15 protein-coding genes are annotated in these 14395 nt (G+C 65.4%); 8 read left to right on the top strand and 7 right to left on the bottom strand.

Annotated elements, in window-relative coordinates; translation table 11 throughout:
- Nucleotides 1–61 precede the first annotated feature (61 nt).
- Entirely contained in the window at nucleotides 62–754 is a 693-nt protein-coding gene (ung, locus tag IAE34_RS11355) for a uracil-DNA glycosylase (protein WP_200139049.1), read from the top strand.
- 53 nt (nucleotides 755–807) lie between these two features.
- On the opposite strand, the gene IAE34_RS11350 is transcribed toward ung, so the two are convergent.
- The 4 genes from IAE34_RS11350 to IAE34_RS11335 form a co-directional block, all read right to left on the bottom strand.
- On the bottom strand, nucleotides 808–1839 hold the full coding sequence (locus IAE34_RS11350) for an AbrB family transcriptional regulator (RefSeq protein WP_200139048.1): 1032 nt from the start codon (nucleotides 1837–1839) through the stop codon (nucleotides 808–810).
- Nucleotides 1832–3346 (bottom strand): tripartite tricarboxylate transporter permease, encoded by a 1515-nt coding sequence (locus IAE34_RS11345; RefSeq protein WP_200139047.1) that lies wholly within the window; start codon nucleotides 3344–3346, stop codon nucleotides 1832–1834. The genes IAE34_RS11350 and IAE34_RS11345 overlap by 8 nt, the downstream gene beginning before the upstream one ends.
- Nucleotides 3347–3349: 3 nt before the next feature.
- Nucleotides 3350–3808, bottom strand: a complete 459-nt coding sequence (locus IAE34_RS11340) for a tripartite tricarboxylate transporter TctB family protein (RefSeq protein WP_200139046.1) — start codon at nucleotides 3806–3808, stop codon at nucleotides 3350–3352.
- Nucleotides 3809–3931: 123 nt separating this feature from the next.
- Nucleotides 3932–4912 (bottom strand): Bug family tripartite tricarboxylate transporter substrate binding protein, encoded by a 981-nt coding sequence (locus IAE34_RS11335; RefSeq protein WP_200139045.1) that lies wholly within the window; start codon nucleotides 4910–4912, stop codon nucleotides 3932–3934.
- Between the two features lie 448 nt (nucleotides 4913–5360).
- Between IAE34_RS11335 and IAE34_RS11330 the strand changes: the two genes are divergently transcribed.
- Both IAE34_RS11330 and IAE34_RS11325 read left to right on the top strand, forming a co-directional pair.
- Nucleotides 5361–6032, top strand: coding sequence for a response regulator (locus IAE34_RS11330; protein ID WP_200139044.1), 672 nt, complete (start codon nucleotides 5361–5363; stop codon nucleotides 6030–6032).
- A complete protein-coding gene (locus tag IAE34_RS11325; protein WP_200139043.1) occupies nucleotides 6025–7404 on the top strand; it encodes a sensor histidine kinase in 1380 nt (459 codons plus the stop codon). Before IAE34_RS11330 ends, IAE34_RS11325 begins: the two co-directional genes overlap by 8 nt.
- Nucleotides 7405–7418: 14 nt before the next feature.
- Here the strand turns inward: IAE34_RS11325 and IAE34_RS11320 are convergent, their stop codons facing one another.
- Together IAE34_RS11320 and ygfZ are read right to left on the bottom strand one after the other, a co-directional pair.
- Nucleotides 7419–8225 (bottom strand): HDOD domain-containing protein, encoded by an 807-nt coding sequence (locus IAE34_RS11320; RefSeq protein WP_200139042.1) that lies wholly within the window; start codon nucleotides 8223–8225, stop codon nucleotides 7419–7421.
- Between the two features lie 54 nt (nucleotides 8226–8279).
- A complete protein-coding gene (gene ygfZ, locus IAE34_RS11315; RefSeq protein WP_200139041.1) occupies nucleotides 8280–9221 on the bottom strand; it encodes a CAF17-like 4Fe-4S cluster assembly/insertion protein YgfZ in 942 nt (313 codons plus the stop codon).
- Between the two features lie 135 nt (nucleotides 9222–9356).
- Between ygfZ and IAE34_RS11310 the strand changes: the two genes are divergently transcribed.
- Both IAE34_RS11310 and IAE34_RS11305 read left to right on the top strand, forming a co-directional pair.
- Nucleotides 9357–9611 carry an FAD assembly factor SdhE gene (locus IAE34_RS11310; RefSeq protein ID WP_200139040.1) on the top strand — a complete coding sequence of 85 codons (255 nt, stop codon included), beginning with the start codon at nucleotides 9357–9359 and terminating at the stop codon, nucleotides 9609–9611.
- Complete coding sequence (locus IAE34_RS11305) at nucleotides 9595–10053, top strand: protein YgfX (RefSeq protein WP_200139039.1); 459 nt, start codon at nucleotides 9595–9597, stop codon at nucleotides 10051–10053. The genes IAE34_RS11310 and IAE34_RS11305 overlap by 17 nt, the downstream gene beginning before the upstream one ends.
- On the opposite strand, the gene nadB is transcribed toward IAE34_RS11305, so the two are convergent.
- Nucleotides 10016–11644 (bottom strand): L-aspartate oxidase, encoded by a 1629-nt coding sequence (gene nadB, locus IAE34_RS11300; protein ID WP_200139038.1) that lies wholly within the window; start codon nucleotides 11642–11644, stop codon nucleotides 10016–10018. The two genes, IAE34_RS11305 and nadB, sit on opposite strands and share 38 nt — an antisense overlap.
- A 435-nt stretch (nucleotides 11645–12079) precedes the next feature.
- Between nadB and rpoE the strand changes: the two genes are divergently transcribed.
- From rpoE to IAE34_RS11285, 3 genes are read left to right on the top strand one after another with little or no spacing between them, the layout of a single operon-like run.
- Complete coding sequence (rpoE, locus tag IAE34_RS11295; RefSeq protein ID WP_003252049.1) at nucleotides 12080–12661, top strand: RNA polymerase sigma factor RpoE; 582 nt, start codon at nucleotides 12080–12082, stop codon at nucleotides 12659–12661.
- Nucleotides 12662–12692: 31 nt separating this feature from the next.
- Nucleotides 12693–13286: a sigma-E factor negative regulatory protein gene (locus tag IAE34_RS11290; protein ID WP_200139037.1), complete on the top strand. Its 594-nt coding sequence runs from the start codon at nucleotides 12693–12695 to the stop codon at nucleotides 13284–13286.
- Between the two features lie 8 nt (nucleotides 13287–13294).
- Complete coding sequence (locus IAE34_RS11285; protein ID WP_200139036.1) at nucleotides 13295–14257, top strand: MucB/RseB C-terminal domain-containing protein; 963 nt, start codon at nucleotides 13295–13297, stop codon at nucleotides 14255–14257.
- Nucleotides 14258–14395: the final 138 nt, after the last annotated feature.

Below are 14395 nucleotides of genomic sequence, written 5' to 3'. Positions count from 1 at the left end.
CGCGATTGACAAGCCGGGACAGCTTTCCTAGTGTCGCGGCACACCGATTCAGGACGGCGCCATGACCGACGATGACCGCATCAAGCTCGAACCCAGCTGGAAGGCCGCACTGCGAGCCGAGTTCGACAAGCCCTACATGCACCAGTTGCGCGAGTTTCTGCGGGGCGAATACGCCGCCGGCAAGCAGATCTATCCCCCCGGGCCGCTGATCTTCAATGCCCTGAACAGTACGCCGCTGGACCAGGTCAAGGTGGTGATCCTCGGTCAGGACCCTTACCACGGCCCCGGCCAGGCCCACGGCCTGTGTTTCTCCGTGCAGCCGGGCGTGCCGACGCCCCCCTCGCTGGTGAACATCTACAAGGAACTGCAGCGCGACCTGAACCTGCCGATTCCCAACCATGGCTACCTGCAGAGCTGGGCCGAGCAAGGCGTGCTGCTGCTCAACACCACCATGACCGTCGAACGGGCCAATGCCGCCTCCCATGCCAAGAAAGGCTGGGAGTTCTTCACCGACCGCATCATCGAGGTGGTCAGCGAGCAGTGCGAGAACGTGGTGTTCCTGCTGTGGGGCTCCCACGCCCAGAGCAAGCAGAAGCTGATCGACGGCACCCGCCACCTGGTGCTCAAGTCGGTGCATCCCTCGCCGCTGTCGGCGTACCGGGGGTTCTTCGGCTGCGGGCATTTCAGCCGCGCCAACGGCTTCCTGGAGCAGCGTGGCCTGACCCCGATCGACTGGTCGTTGCCGCCGCTGTAGCGCTCGGCAGCCCAAGGCTTTTCGGACGCAGCCCAAGGCTTTTCAGACAGAGCCTAGGCCTGCCGGCGTATCCAGTAGCGGAACATCGGCTCGGCCAGGAACAGCACGAACAGCAGGCGCATCACCTGTAGCGCGGTCACCAGCGGCACCGACAACTGCAGCGTTTCGGCCGTCAGGCTCATCTCGGCGATGCCGCCCGGCATCATGCCCAGGGTCAGCGAGCGCAGGTCCAGGTGGCTGAACAGGCTCAGGACCCAGGCGGCAGCGCCGGCGATGACCATGCACAGGGCCGTGGCCACCAGCGTGCGCGCAAGAAAAGCTGGCGCGCGACGGAAGAATGCCCGATTGAAGTGACAGGCCAGGCCGCTGCCGATCAGCCACTGGCCGATCTGGCTGGCGCCGTCCGGCAGACCGATGCGCAGGTCGCCGGCCAGGCTGAAGCTGGCCGCCACCAGCAGCGGGCCGAACAACCAGGGGTTGGGCTGGCGCAAGCGTTGCCAGAGCAGCGCCATGGCCACGCTCAGCGGTGCGATCAACGCCAGCCAGCCCCAGCTGACGCTGCCGGCATGATCCAGTGCCACACCGTCGCCCAGCAGCAGCTTGAACAGCGCCGGCACGCACAGCACCACGGCCAGCACCCGCAAGCTCTGCGCCGCCGCCACCTGGCTCAGCACCGCGCCGTTGCGTGCACCGAGGTTGACCATCTCCCCCGAGCCGCCCGGCATGCTGGCGAAGAACGCGGTGGCACGATCCTCGCCGGCGCGACGCAGCAACCAGACACCCACCGCACTGGACAAAGTGGTCAGCAGTGCGCCGAAGAAGATCAGCGCGAAGTGCCCGGCGACCTGATCGATCACCTCAGGGGTGAAGTGCAGGCCGATGCCGATGCCGATCACCCATTGCCCACACTTGCGGCCATTGGGGATTTCCGTCAGTTGCCAGGGCGTCAGGCAGCGCACGGCGATGATCGCCAGCAACGAGCCGACCATCCACGGCAGCGGCCAACCGATCCGGCTGGCGAGCAATCCGCCCGCCAGCCCGACCAGCCCGGTGGCCAGGAACAGGGGCAGCGACCGGTCAGGCATCGGCCAGGGCACGGCGTTGTTGGCTGCGGCGGCGCCAGATGCGCAGCAGCGGCAAGCTCAGCATGCACAGGGTCAGGGCCCACACCCCCAGGCTGATCGGGCTCGACCAGAGGATGCTCATCTCGCCGTTGGAGATCGACAGCGCGCGGCGCAGATTCTGTTCCATCAGGCCGCCCAGGATGAAGCCCAGCAGGATCGGCGAGAGGGGGAAGTCGAGCTTGCGCAGGATGTAGCCCATGATGCCGATGCCGACCATCAGGAACAGGTCGAAGGTGGTGGCGTGCACGGCGTAGACGCCGATCCCGGTGATGATCGCGATCACCGGCACCAGCGCCCAGTTCGGCACGGCGAGGATGCGGGTGAAGAGGCGGATCATCGGGATGTTCAGGATCACCAGCATGATGTTGGCGATGAACAGCGAGGCGATCAGGCCCCAGACGATGTCCGGCTGCTGCTCGAACAGCATCGGCCCTGGCGTGATGTTGTACAGGGTCAAGGCCCCGATCATCACCGCCGTGGTGCCCGAGCCTGGCACGCCCAGGGTCAGCATCGGCACCAGGGCACCGCAGCACGAGGCGCCGATGGCCGTCTCCGGTGCAGCCAGGCCACGGGCATCGCCCTTGCCGAAGTTGCCGCCAGTACCGGCGATGCGCTTTTCGGTCATGTAGGCCACGGCGCTGGCCAGGGTCGCCCCGGCACCCGGCAGCACGCCCATGATGAAGCCGAGCAGGCCGCAGCGGATGTTCACCACGAACACCGAGGCCGCTTCCTTCAGGTTGAACAACATGCGTCCGGTGGCCTTCACCGCTTCGTGACCATGATGAGTCTTTTCCAGCAGCAAGAGGATTTCACTGATGGAGAACAGGCCCAGCACCAGCACCACGAACTGGATGCCGTCGGCCAGGTGCACGCTGTCCCCGGTGAAGCGGTACACGCCGCTGTTGGCATCGATGCCGACCGCCGACAGGAACAGGCCGATCAGCGCCGCGATGAAGGTCTTGAGCGGCTTGTCGCCGGCCATGCCGCCCAGGCAGACGATGGCGAAGACCATCAGCACGAAGTACTCGGCCGGACCGAAGGCGATCGCCCACTTCGCCAGCAGCGGCGCGAACAGGACCATGCCGCAGGTGGCGATGAACGCGCCGATGAACGAGCTCCAGGCCGACAGCGACAGTGCGACGCCGGCCAGGCCCTGGCGGGCCATCGGATAGCCGTCCAGGGTGGTCATCACCGTGGACGCTTCGCCGGGAATGTTCAGCAGGATCGAGCTGATCCGCCCCCCGTATTCGCAGCCCAGGTAGACTGCTGCCAGCAGGATCAGCGCCGACTCCGGCGGCAAGCCCAGGGCGAAGGCGATGGGAATCAACAGGGCCACGCCGTTGATCGGCCCCAGGCCCGGCAGCAGGCCGACCACGGTACCGATCAAGGTGCCGCTCAGGGCGGTGACCAGGTTGTACGGGCTCAGCGCGACGCCGAAGCCCTGGCCCAGGTAGCTCAAAGTATCCATGTGTCAGTTCTCCAGTACGCTCAGCAGGCCCAGGGGCAAGGGCACGTCCATCACCCGGTCGAACAGCCAGTACAGCAGCAGGCTCATGGCGACCACCACCACGGCGCTGTAAAGCCAGCGGCCGCCGTACAGGCGCGCCATCGGTACGCCCACCAGCACGGCGCTGAGGATGAAGCCGAGCGATTCGAAGGTGGCGGCGAACAGGATCAGCAAGCCGACGCAGGCGACGATCTTGGTCAGGGTGTCACGGTCCAGTTCGGGCTCGTCGTCCTTGCGCACGATCGGGGTAGGGCGGACGGCCAGGTACAGCAGGGCCAGGCTCATCAGGCCAAGCATCAGCAGCGGGTAGGCTCGCGGGCCCACCGGCTCGTAGGAAAATGCCGCCTGATAGGGCCAGGCCATCACGGCCAGGGCGGCGCAGACGGCCAGCAGCACCAGGGCGAAAAGACGTTGCAGGATCATCAAGGAATCCTCGTTGAAAAGGGCACGATGCAGGCCTGCGACCGCGGAGTGTGACACCGGCAAGGCCGGTGTGCGCGACGCTGGGCCTGCTGCCACAGGGATCGGCGACAGCGCGGGGACGGCTTACTGGATCAGCCCGAATTCCTTGGCCAGAGTCTTGTACTCGACGACCTGCTGCTTGACGTAGGCGTCGAGCTGCGCGCCGGTCATGGCGAAGGGGAACAGCTCGCGCTGGTCACGCAGCTTGTCGAACTCTTCCGAGGCCAGCAGCTTGTCGAACGAGGCTTTCCACCAGTCGTATTCTTCGTCGGTCACCTTCGGCCCAAGGTAGAAGCCGCGCACCACAGGCCAGACGATGTCGTAACCCTGCTCGCGGGCCGTGGGAATGTCCTTCATTTCCGGTTCGTCCAGGCGCTTTTCCGAGAACACCGCGAGAATGCGCATGTTGCCGCTCTGGATATGCGGCATGGAGTCGGAGATGTCGGTGGAGCCCACCTGGATGTGCCCGCCGAGCAGTGCCGTGGCGATCTCGCCGCCGCCCTCCAGGGCCACGTAGCGCAGGTCGCGTGGGTTGATGCCGGCCGCCTTGGCGATCAACGCGGTCTGCATCCAGTCCTGGCTACCGACGGTGCCGCCCGAGCCGATCACTACCTTGCCGGGGTCCTTCTTCAGCGCGGCGACCAGATCGTCCAGGGTCTTGTAGGGTGAATCGCTTTTCACGGCGATGGCGCCATAGCTGGTGCCCACCGCCGCCAGCCATTTCACCGCGTTCTCGTCGAAACGACCGAACTTGCCCTGCGCCAGGTTCAGCAGCGAGCCGCTGGACCAGGCGACCAGCGTGCCGGCGTCGCCCGGGCGTTGGGCGACGACCGCGTTGTAGGCCACCGCCCCCACGCCTCCGGGCATGTAGGTGACGCGCATGGGCTTGCTGAGGATCTTTTCCTGTACCAAGGCGCTTTGCACCAGTTTGCAGGTCAGGTCGAAGCCGCCACCCGGCGAAGCCGGGGCGATGCACTCGGGACGTTTCGGTTCGGCTGCCAGGGCGTTGCCGGCCAGCAGCAGGCAACCGGTGGCAAGGACGAGTCGGCGCAGTGAAAAGGTCATGATCTGTCTCCGTGAACGTTGTTGTTATAGGGTCTTGCGGGGTCAGGCGGGGGCTATCGAGCAGGCACGGCTCATCGGCGCCGGGGAGGGTCGGCGAGGAGGATACTGGCTGGTCGAGCGATCGAGCGAGGTCTGGAGTGCGAAAGATTCAGGCCGGCAGGCAGGCTTGTCGAGGCGCGCTCGCGTAGCGCCGGGTGCTGTGCGCACGCACGAGTGGGATGGGACGGGCTAGGCTGCAGAAACAGCATCGCGTCTGACTCCGATTTATTGTTCTTATGAATTGCACCTTGATGGTGCTTGCCGTGTCGTTGAGTGCGACCGTGATGCGATGCTAGGTAACGAACCTTTCGCCAACCTTTCAATGCGAAAGGTTTGTGCCTGGGGGCTTCACAGCGCCGAGCGTGGCGGTACACTCCGGCCACCGCCCAACCCGAGCAGGGAGAATCCGATGCGAGTGCTGCTGGTCGAAGACCATCTGCCGCTGGCCGAAAGCGTGGCCCAGGCCCTCAAGGGCCTGGGCCTGAACGTCGATGTGTTGCATGACGGCGTGGCGGCCGACCTGGCCTTGGCCAGCGAGGACTATGCCGTCGCGGTACTGGACGTCGGCCTGCCGCGTCTGGACGGCTTCGAAGTGCTGGCGCGCCTGCGTGCGCGGGGCAAGACCCTGCCGGTGCTGATGCTCACCGCGCGCAGCGATGTCCGCGACCGGGTCCACGGGCTCAACCTGGGCGCCGACGACTACCTGGCCAAACCCTTCGAGCTCACCGAGCTGGAGGCCCGGGTCAAGGCTCTGCTGCGCCGCAGCGTGCTCGGGGGCGAGCGTCAGCAACGCTGTGGTCCGCTGGTCTACGACCTGGACACCCGGCGCTTTACCCTGAACGATGAGGCGCTGACTCTCACCTCGCGCGAGCAGAGCGTACTAGAGGCGCTCATCGCGCGCCCTGGGCGAGTGATGAGCAAGGAGCAACTCGCGGCCCAGGTCTTCGGTCTGGACGAGGAGGCCAGCCCCGACGCCATCGAGATCTACATCCATCGGCTGCGCAAGAAACTCGACGGCCAGCCAGTGGCCATCGTCACCTTCCGCGGCCTGGGGTATCTGCTCGAGCACCGCGATGCGTGACGCCGGCAGCCTGCGCCGGCGACTGCTGGGCAACCTGGCCTTGCTGCTGGTGATGCTGATGCTGGCCAGCGGCCTGAGCGCCTACTGGAACGGACGCGAGGCGGCCGACACCGCCTACGACCGCACCCTGCTGGCCTCGGCCCGGACCATCGCCGCCGGTCTGTCCCAGCGCGACGGCACGCTCAGCGCGGATGTCCCCTACGTTGCCCTGGACACCTTCGCCTACGACAGCGCCGGGCGCATCTACTACCAGGTGCTGGACATCGACCGGACGCTGATCTCCGGTTACGAAAAACTCCCCCCGCCCCCGCCAGGCACGCCGCGCACCGACGACTATCCGGCATTGGCACGCTTCTACAACGCCACCTACCTGGGCCAGGACGTGCGCGTGGTGAGCCTGCTCAAGGCGGTCAGCGAGCCGAACATGAACGGCATGGCCGAAATCCGCGTGGCCGAGACCGAGGAGGCACGGGTCAGCATGGCCCGTGCGCTGATGGCCGACACCCTGCTGCGCCTGGGCATGCTGGCCTTGGGCGCCCTGGTGCTGGTGGGGTTCGCGGTCAGCGCCGCACTGCGCCCGCTCGAGCGCTTGCGCACGGCGGTCGAAGAGCGCCAGCCCGACGACCTGCGCGCATTGCCGCTGGTGCAGGTGCAGCACGAACTGGCGCCGCTGGTCGGTGCGCTGAATCACTTCACCGAACGCCTGCGCGCCCAGTTCGAGCGTCAGGCGCAGTTCATCGCCGAGGCCGCCCACGAGTTGCGCACGCCCCTGGCCGCGCTGAAGGCCAGGGTCGAGCTGGGCCTGCGCTCGCCCGAGCCGCGCGAGTGGCATCAGACACTGGAGGCCGCCGCACAAGGCACCGATCGCCTGACCCACCTGGCCAATCAGCTGCTGTCGCTGGCGCGAGTGGAAAATGGCGCGCGAGCCATCGCCGAAGGTGGCGCCCAGCGGCTGGATCTCAGTCAGCTGGCCCGCGAGCTGGGCATGGCCATGGCGCCACTGGCCCATGCCCGCGGTGTCGCCCTGGCCCTGGAGGCCGAAGCGCCGGTATGGCTCAAGGGCGAGCCGACCTTGCTCAACGAACTGCTGAGCAACCTGGTGGACAACGCCCTGGCCCACACCCCGTCCGGTGGCAATGTGATCCTCAGGGTGCTGGCGCCGGCGGTGCTGGAGGTCGAGGACGACGGCCCGGGCATTCCCGAGGATGAGCGCGAGCGAGTGTTCGAACGCTTCTATCGGCGTGGCGTCCAGGGCAGCGGCCTGGGGCTGGCCATCGTTGGCGAGATCTGTCGTGCGCACCTGGCGCAGATCAGCCTGCACGATGGCGATGAAGGCGGACTGAAGGTTCGAGTGAGCTTCATCGCCGACTGATCGACCGATGCCGCTCAGCGCAGCATGTCGCGAGCGTCGAGCAGGTCGTTCAAGTCCAGGTCCTTGCCTTCGGGCAGGCGCAGGTGCCGGTAGGCCGCAAGCGTTTCAGGCCCCGTGCCCAGCCCGCGCAGGCACAGCGCGCGGGCGATCTGCACGATGCCGATGTAGTCGATCTTGTCGCTGTCGCGCTCCAGGTCCTGCACCTGGCCGGGAAGACGCGCCAACTGCTCCGGGAAGTCCCAGGCGCCGAGGATCTTGTCGCCCAGTACCGGCTGGATCTGCTGGATGACGAAGTCCAGGCAGATCGGATCCGACAGCAGCTCGTTGTGCTCTTCGGCGTAGATCAGCACCGGCAGCGCGCCGATCTGGTGGACCAGCCCGCCCAGCGCAGCCTGGTCCGGCTTGAGGTGGGTATGGCGGCGACAGATCTCGTAGCTGACGCCGGCCACTTCCAGGCTGGTTTCCCAGATGCGCCGCAAGGTGCCCTCTACCGCCGGTGCGCGAGCATGGAAGATCTGCTCGATCACCAGGCCGATCGCCAGGTTGCTGCTGTAGTTGACCCCCAGTCGGGTGATGGCGGTGTGCAGATCGGTGACCTCGACCAGCGCGCGCAGCAGCGGGCTGTTGACCACCTTGATCAACCGCGCCGACAACGCGGCGTCGCGGCCGATCACCCGGCTCAGCGCGGCCACGCTGATCTCGCTGTCCTCGGCCGCCTCGCGGATGCTCATGGCAACCTCGGGCAGGGTGGGCAGCACCAGGTCGTCGTTCTCGATGGCTTCGAGCAGTTGTGCCTGAACCATCTCGGCCAGCGTGTTCATGAGCGTTTCTCCCGCAGTGGTAAGGCAGCCCTGCGCAACGGCAGGGCCGGCGGGTCAGCGCTGAATTTCCCGGTCGCGGTCCAATGTGTAGGGCAGATCGAGCAGCGTCAGCCGAGGCCCTTGCAGACTGCCCAGGTGCAGGTTGTCGTCCTCGACCGCGTCGGCCGTGAGCACTGCCAGCAGTTCGACGCCCTGCGCCGCGGTGGCGGCGATGACCACTTCGCCGACCGAGGAGCCGTGGGTCGGCGAAAAGATCTCGCTGCCCGGCAGCGGCGCGGGCGCCTGTTCGAGCGCAAGGCGGTACTGCCGGCGCTTGAGCTTGCCCAGGTACTGCATGCGGGCGACGATTTCCTGACCGGTGTAGCAGCCCTTTCTGAAACTCACGCCATCGACCGCTTGCAGATTGATCATCTGCGGAATGAACAGTTCACGGGTCGGGCCCATGACCTGGCCGATACCGGCGCGAATCTGACCGAGCAGCCAGTCGTTGAGCGGCGCCTCGGGCAGCAGGGCGGCGAGCTCCGCCTGCACCTGCGGCGCTCGCTCGGCAGGAGCCCACAGCTCCGTGCGGCCCGGCGACACGGCGATTGCGATGAGGTCGTGGGCGCGCACCGTGCTGCCGGCACCCTCGGGTGGTTGCACGCCCAGGGCCTGCAGTGCCCGAGCCCCTTCATTCAGGCCGAAGCGCGACCAGGCGGCGCTTTCGTCGGTCAGCTTGGCCTTGGAGAACACCGCGTACTTCTTCAGGTCGGCCAGTTGCGCATCGAGCAGCTCGCGATCCATGGCCAACAGGAAGCCATCGCCCTCGGGCAGGATGCGAAAGCTCGACTGCATGCGCCCTTTGACCATGCAGCGCGCGCCCAGGCTGGCATGCTCCAGGCTCAGGTAGTCGAGATTGCAGGTCAGCTGACCTTGCAGGAATTTGCCGGCATCGGAGCCGCGGACGGCGAGAATGCCCTCGTGGGACAGGGGGCAGAAGAAAGCGGAGTCGGCCATGGGTCATCGCGGTAGCTATAGAGACTGGCGGCCATCATAGAACGGCGGTAACAAAATAGGTAGGCGAGCGGACCAATGCGCCGTGCCGCCACGATTGTCGCGGGGTATACTGCGCGACCATTCGAGGAGGGCCCCATGGTCGAACAAACTGAACTCAACCGGCTTTTCTGGCACAGCCGCCGTGGCATGCTGGAGCTGGACGTGCTGCTCGTGCCCTTCACCCAGGAGGTCTACCCGAGCCTGAGCGAAGCGGACCGCGAGCTGTATCGGCGCCTGTTGACCTGCGAAGACCAGGACATGTTCGGCTGGTTCATGGAGCGCAGCGAATCGGACGATCCAGAGCTGCAACGCATGGTTCGCATCATCCTGGACCGTGTCCAGCCCAAGTGAGCGGTTCGAGTGCCGTTGGCAAGGCTCGCGCCTGCTGCTGACGGCCTACTTGACAGCTCAGGGGCTGGCGTTCCTCGCATTGTGGATGAGCGCGCTACCCTGGTGGTTGCCCCTGTGCCTGCAGCCGCTGTGTCTCGCCCACGCCTGGTGGGTCATCCCGCGCCGCATCCTGCTCAATCATCCCGAAGCCGTGAGCGGTCTGCGTCGCGACGCCAGCGGCTGGCAGTTGTTCAGCCGGGCACGCGGCTGGGAATCGGTGGCGCTGCGGCCCGACAGCCTGGCCCTGCCTGCCCTGGTAGTGCTGCGTTTCGTGCGCCAGGGCCGGCGCCTGAGCGAAACCCTCAGCATCCCGCGCGACGCGATGCCAGCCGATAGCCATCGCCGCCTGCGCCTGCGCCTGAAATTCAGTCGTCGGCGCTGGGGGCCGGTGGCCGCGGGCTGAGCACGGTGTCCTTGGGCGCGTCCAGCAGCTGGGGGTAGTCCAGGGTGTAATGCAACCCCCGGCTTTCCTTGCGCAGCATGGCCGAGCGGATCATCAGCTCGGCCACCTGCGCCAGGTTGCGCAACTCGATCAGGTCGCGGCTCACCTTGTAGTTGCTGTAGAACTCGTCGATCTCGTCCAGCAGCAGGCGTACGCGGTGCTCGGCCCGTTGCAGACGCTTGCTGGTGCGCACGATGCCGACGTAGTCCCACATGAAGCGCCGCAACTCGTCCCAGTTGTGCGCGATGATCACGTCCTCGTCCGAATCGGTGACCTGGCTGGCGTCCCAGGCGGGCAGGGGCGCTGCAGGCGACACCTGATGAAGATTCGCCTGGATGTCCGCAGCGGCGGCCCGCGCGTAGACGAAGCACTCGAGCAGGGAATTGCTGGCCATGCGGTTGGCGCCGTGCAGACCGGTGAAGCTGGTCTCGCCGATGGCGTACAGGCCGGGAACATCGGTATGGCCGCGTTCGTCGACCATGACACCGCCACAGGTGTAGTGGGCGGCCGGCACCACGGGGATCGGCTGTCGGGTGATGTCGATACCGAATGCCAGGCAGCGCTCGTACACGGTCGGGAAGTGGCTCTTGATGAAGGCTGCCGGTTTGTGGGTGATGTCCAGGTACACGCAGTCCACGCCGAGGCGTTTCATCTCATGGTCGATGGCGCGGGCCACGATGTCTCGCGGCGCCAGCTCCTCGCGCGGATCGAAACGCGGCATGAAGCGTTCGCCGCTGGGCAGGCGCAGCAGCGCTCCCTCGCCGCGCAGCGCTTCGGTGATCAGGAAGCTCTTGGCCTGTGGATGGTAGAGGCAGGTAGGGTGGAACTGGTTGAACTCCAGGTTCGCCACCCGACAACCGGCACGCCAGGCCATGGCGATGCCATCACCGCAGGCGCCGTCCGGATTGCTGGTGTAGAGATAGACCTTGGCCGCGCCCCCGGTCGCCAGTACCGTGAAGCGGGCGCCGAACGTATCGACTTCGCCGCTGTGGCGATTGAGCACATAGGCCCCCAGGCACCTTTCGCCCTCCTGGCCGAGGCGCTGTTGGGTAATCAGGTCGACGGCCACGCGCTGGTCGAGCAGCTCGATGTTCGGCCGTTTGCGCGCCTGTTCCAGCAACGTGGTGAAGATCGCTGCCCCGGTGGCATCGGCCGCGTGGATGATGCGCCGATGGCTGTGGCCGCCTTCGCGGGTGAGGTGGAATTCGAAGCCGCCGTCGTCCACGCTGTGCCGTTCGTCGCGAGTGAAGGGGACTCCCTGTTCGATCAACCAGTCGATGGCCTCGCGGCTATGCTCGACGGTGAAGCGTACCGCCGACTCACGACACAGCCCGCCACCGGCGTCGAGTGTGTCCTCGACGTGGGACTGCACCGTGTCGCTGTCATCCAGCACCGCCGCGACGCCACCCTGGGCCCAGTAGGTGGAGCCATTGGCCAGCTCTGCCTTGCTCAGCACGGCGATACGCAGGTGGTCTGGCAGGTTCAACGCCAGGCTGAGGCCGGCTGCACCGCTGCCGATCACCAGGACATCATGTTGGAATTGTTGGCTCATGTCGGAGGGCACTGGTAACTGGGGATGGGGGGCGGCACAATAGACCTGCGCATATGGCATTGTGAAACTATCGTGAAACCTGTCGGCTGCCTTTATAGCAGCCTCCCATGCCAGATTTCCAATGCGGAGATAAGGGTAGGACCCGACTGTGGGAACTTTCCGGCTCACCTGGAAATCCTAAGCAGGATGCCCGTCCGACAGCAATGCCGAGGCGATGCGGGGCGCCAATACCGACCGGTGTGGCACCTGTGTACCAGCAACACCGATTATCGACGCAGCCGGCTGCGACCGCGCTGTGCCTTTTTCGTGCGAGCCGACCAGAGGCCGCAGGAAACTTGCTTGGAGGGGAGAACTTTTGCACAAAGGCCGAGTCTATGGTTGCAAGCCTGAACGATGCTTGATGCAGCGCTCCTTCAAGTTCACCGAGGAGTGTTCATGCTAACCCAGGAAGAGGATCAGCAGCTTGTCGAGCGCGTGCAGCGTGGTGACAGGCGAGCGTTCGATCTGTTGGTGCTGAAGTATCAGCACAAGATTCTCGGGTTGATCGTGCGTTTTGTCCACGACACCCATGAAGCGCAAGACGTAGCGCAGGAAGCCTTCATCAAGGCGTACAGAGCGCTGGGCAATTTCCGCGGCGACAGTGCCTTCTACACGTGGCTGTACCGCATCGCCATCAACACGGCGAAGAACTACCTGGTGTCGCGCGGAAGGCGCCCGCCAGACAGCGATGTGAGCTCCGAGGATGCGGAGTTCTACGATGGCGATCATGGGCTCAAGGATCTGGAGTCACCAGAGCGCTCATTGCTGCGGGATGAAATCGAGGGCACGGTCCATCGCACCATCCAGCAACTGCCCGAAGACCTGCGTACGGCGCTGACCCTGCGCGAGTTCGACGGACTGAGTTATGAAGACATTGCCAGTGTCATGCAATGTCCGGTGGGTACCGTGCGCTCTCGGATTTTCCGCGCTCGGGAGGCCATTGACAAAGCCCTGCAGCCCCTGTTGCAGGAAACCTGAGACAGCGGCTACAGCCAAGAGAGGAACCGCCATGAGTCGTGAAGCTTTGCAAGAATCGCTGTCCGCGGTAATGGACAACGAAGCGGACCAACTGGAATTGCGCCGGGTGCTCAATGCAGCCGACGAGTCCGAAACCCGTGCTACCTGGGCGCGTTACCAAGTGGCGCGTGCGGCCATGCACAAGGAACTGCTGCTGCCCAACCTGGACATCGCCTCGGCCGTATCGGCTGCACTGGCCGATGAGGCGGTGCCCGTGCAGGCCAAGCGCGGCCCATGGCGCAGTGTCGGCCGCCTGGCTGTCGCCGCCTCGGTGACCGTTGCGGTTCTGGCAGGTGTACGTCTGTATAACCAGGACGAAATCACCGGTGCCCAGCTCGCTTCCCAGCAGCCGGTACAGCAAGGTGTCAGCGTTCCTCAGGCGCAAGGCCCTGCCGTGCTGGCGGGCTACACCGAGAGCAGCGATCAGCCTACCGGCCCAATGGCCAATGGCGTGCTGCAGAACCAGGCCGGCTGGGATCAGCGTCTGCCCGGCTACCTGCGTCAGCATGCCCAGGAGTCGGCGCTCAAAGGCGCTGAGAACGCTCTGCCCTATGCTCGTGCAGCCAGCCTGGAACCTGCCAAGTAAGGAGAAACATGCGCGCGCTTCCTCACTTGGCGCTACTGTGTTGCGCATGTCTTTCAGTGCCGGTACTGGCGGCCAACTCCTCGCCCGAGGCGAGTGAATGGCTGACCAGGCTGGCACAGGCCGAAGCCAGTCAGAGCTACCAGGGCTCCTTCGTCTACGAACGCAATGGCAGCTTTTCTTCCCATGACATCTGGCATCGTGCCCGCAATGGCCAAGTCAGCGAACGGCTGCTTCAGCTAGACGGTTTCCCGCAAGAGATCGTCCGTGTAGACGGCAAGGTGCAATGCGTCAGCGGCGACCTGGTCGATGACGTTCATTCGACTCCGAATGCTTCTCCTCGTGTGCTCGACCCCCTCAAACTCATGAGCTGGTACGACCTGAGCGTCGCCGGTGCGTCCCGCATAGCCGGTCGCGATGCCGTGATCATCACGGTCACGCCGCGCGACCAGTACCGCTACGCCTTCGAACTGCATCTGGATCGCCAGACCGGCCTGCCGTTGCGTTCGTTGATGCTCAACGACAAGGGGCAGTTGCTGGAGCGTTTCCAGGTTACGCGTCTGGACACCTCCCAGGTGCCTACCGATCGCGACCTGGCGCCGAGTTCGGATTGCACACCGCCGGGCAAGCCATTGGCGGTCAAATCCGAGCCGATCGTCGGATGGCGCTCGGACTGGCTGCCGCCCGGCTTCGAACTCATCGACAGTGCCGTCCAGCGAGACGGTCCTGAGCGTCGTTCGGTCAGCAGTCTGATGTACGATGATGGGCAGGCGCGGTTCTCGGTGTTTCTCGAGCCGATCACCGATACCGGCACCGATACGCGCGTCCAGCTCGGGCCTACTGCGGCCGTTTCTCGTCGGTTGAACACGCCAGAGGGCAACTTCATGGTGACGGTGGTGGGGGAGATTCCGTTGGGGACTGCGGAACGTGTGGCATTGTCGATGCGCGCCCAGGGCGCACAGGCGCAACGCTAGTTGACACAGAGGCGTCCTACGCTCGCTGAGCATGTGCCTGACATGAATTTAAGGCATTGTCATTTGCAATCACCTGGTAAATTTTCTATAGGTCAGACTTTCCGGAGTCTGGCCTTTCCTGTATCTGCAGAGGCCGTT

The organism is Pseudomonas sp. S30 (assembly GCF_016518545.1).
Lineage (GTDB): Bacteria > Pseudomonadota > Gammaproteobacteria > Pseudomonadales > Pseudomonadaceae > Aquipseudomonas.
The sequence above is the reverse complement of the archived record's forward strand: the minus strand, read 5'-3'. Positions and strand labels throughout refer to the sequence as shown.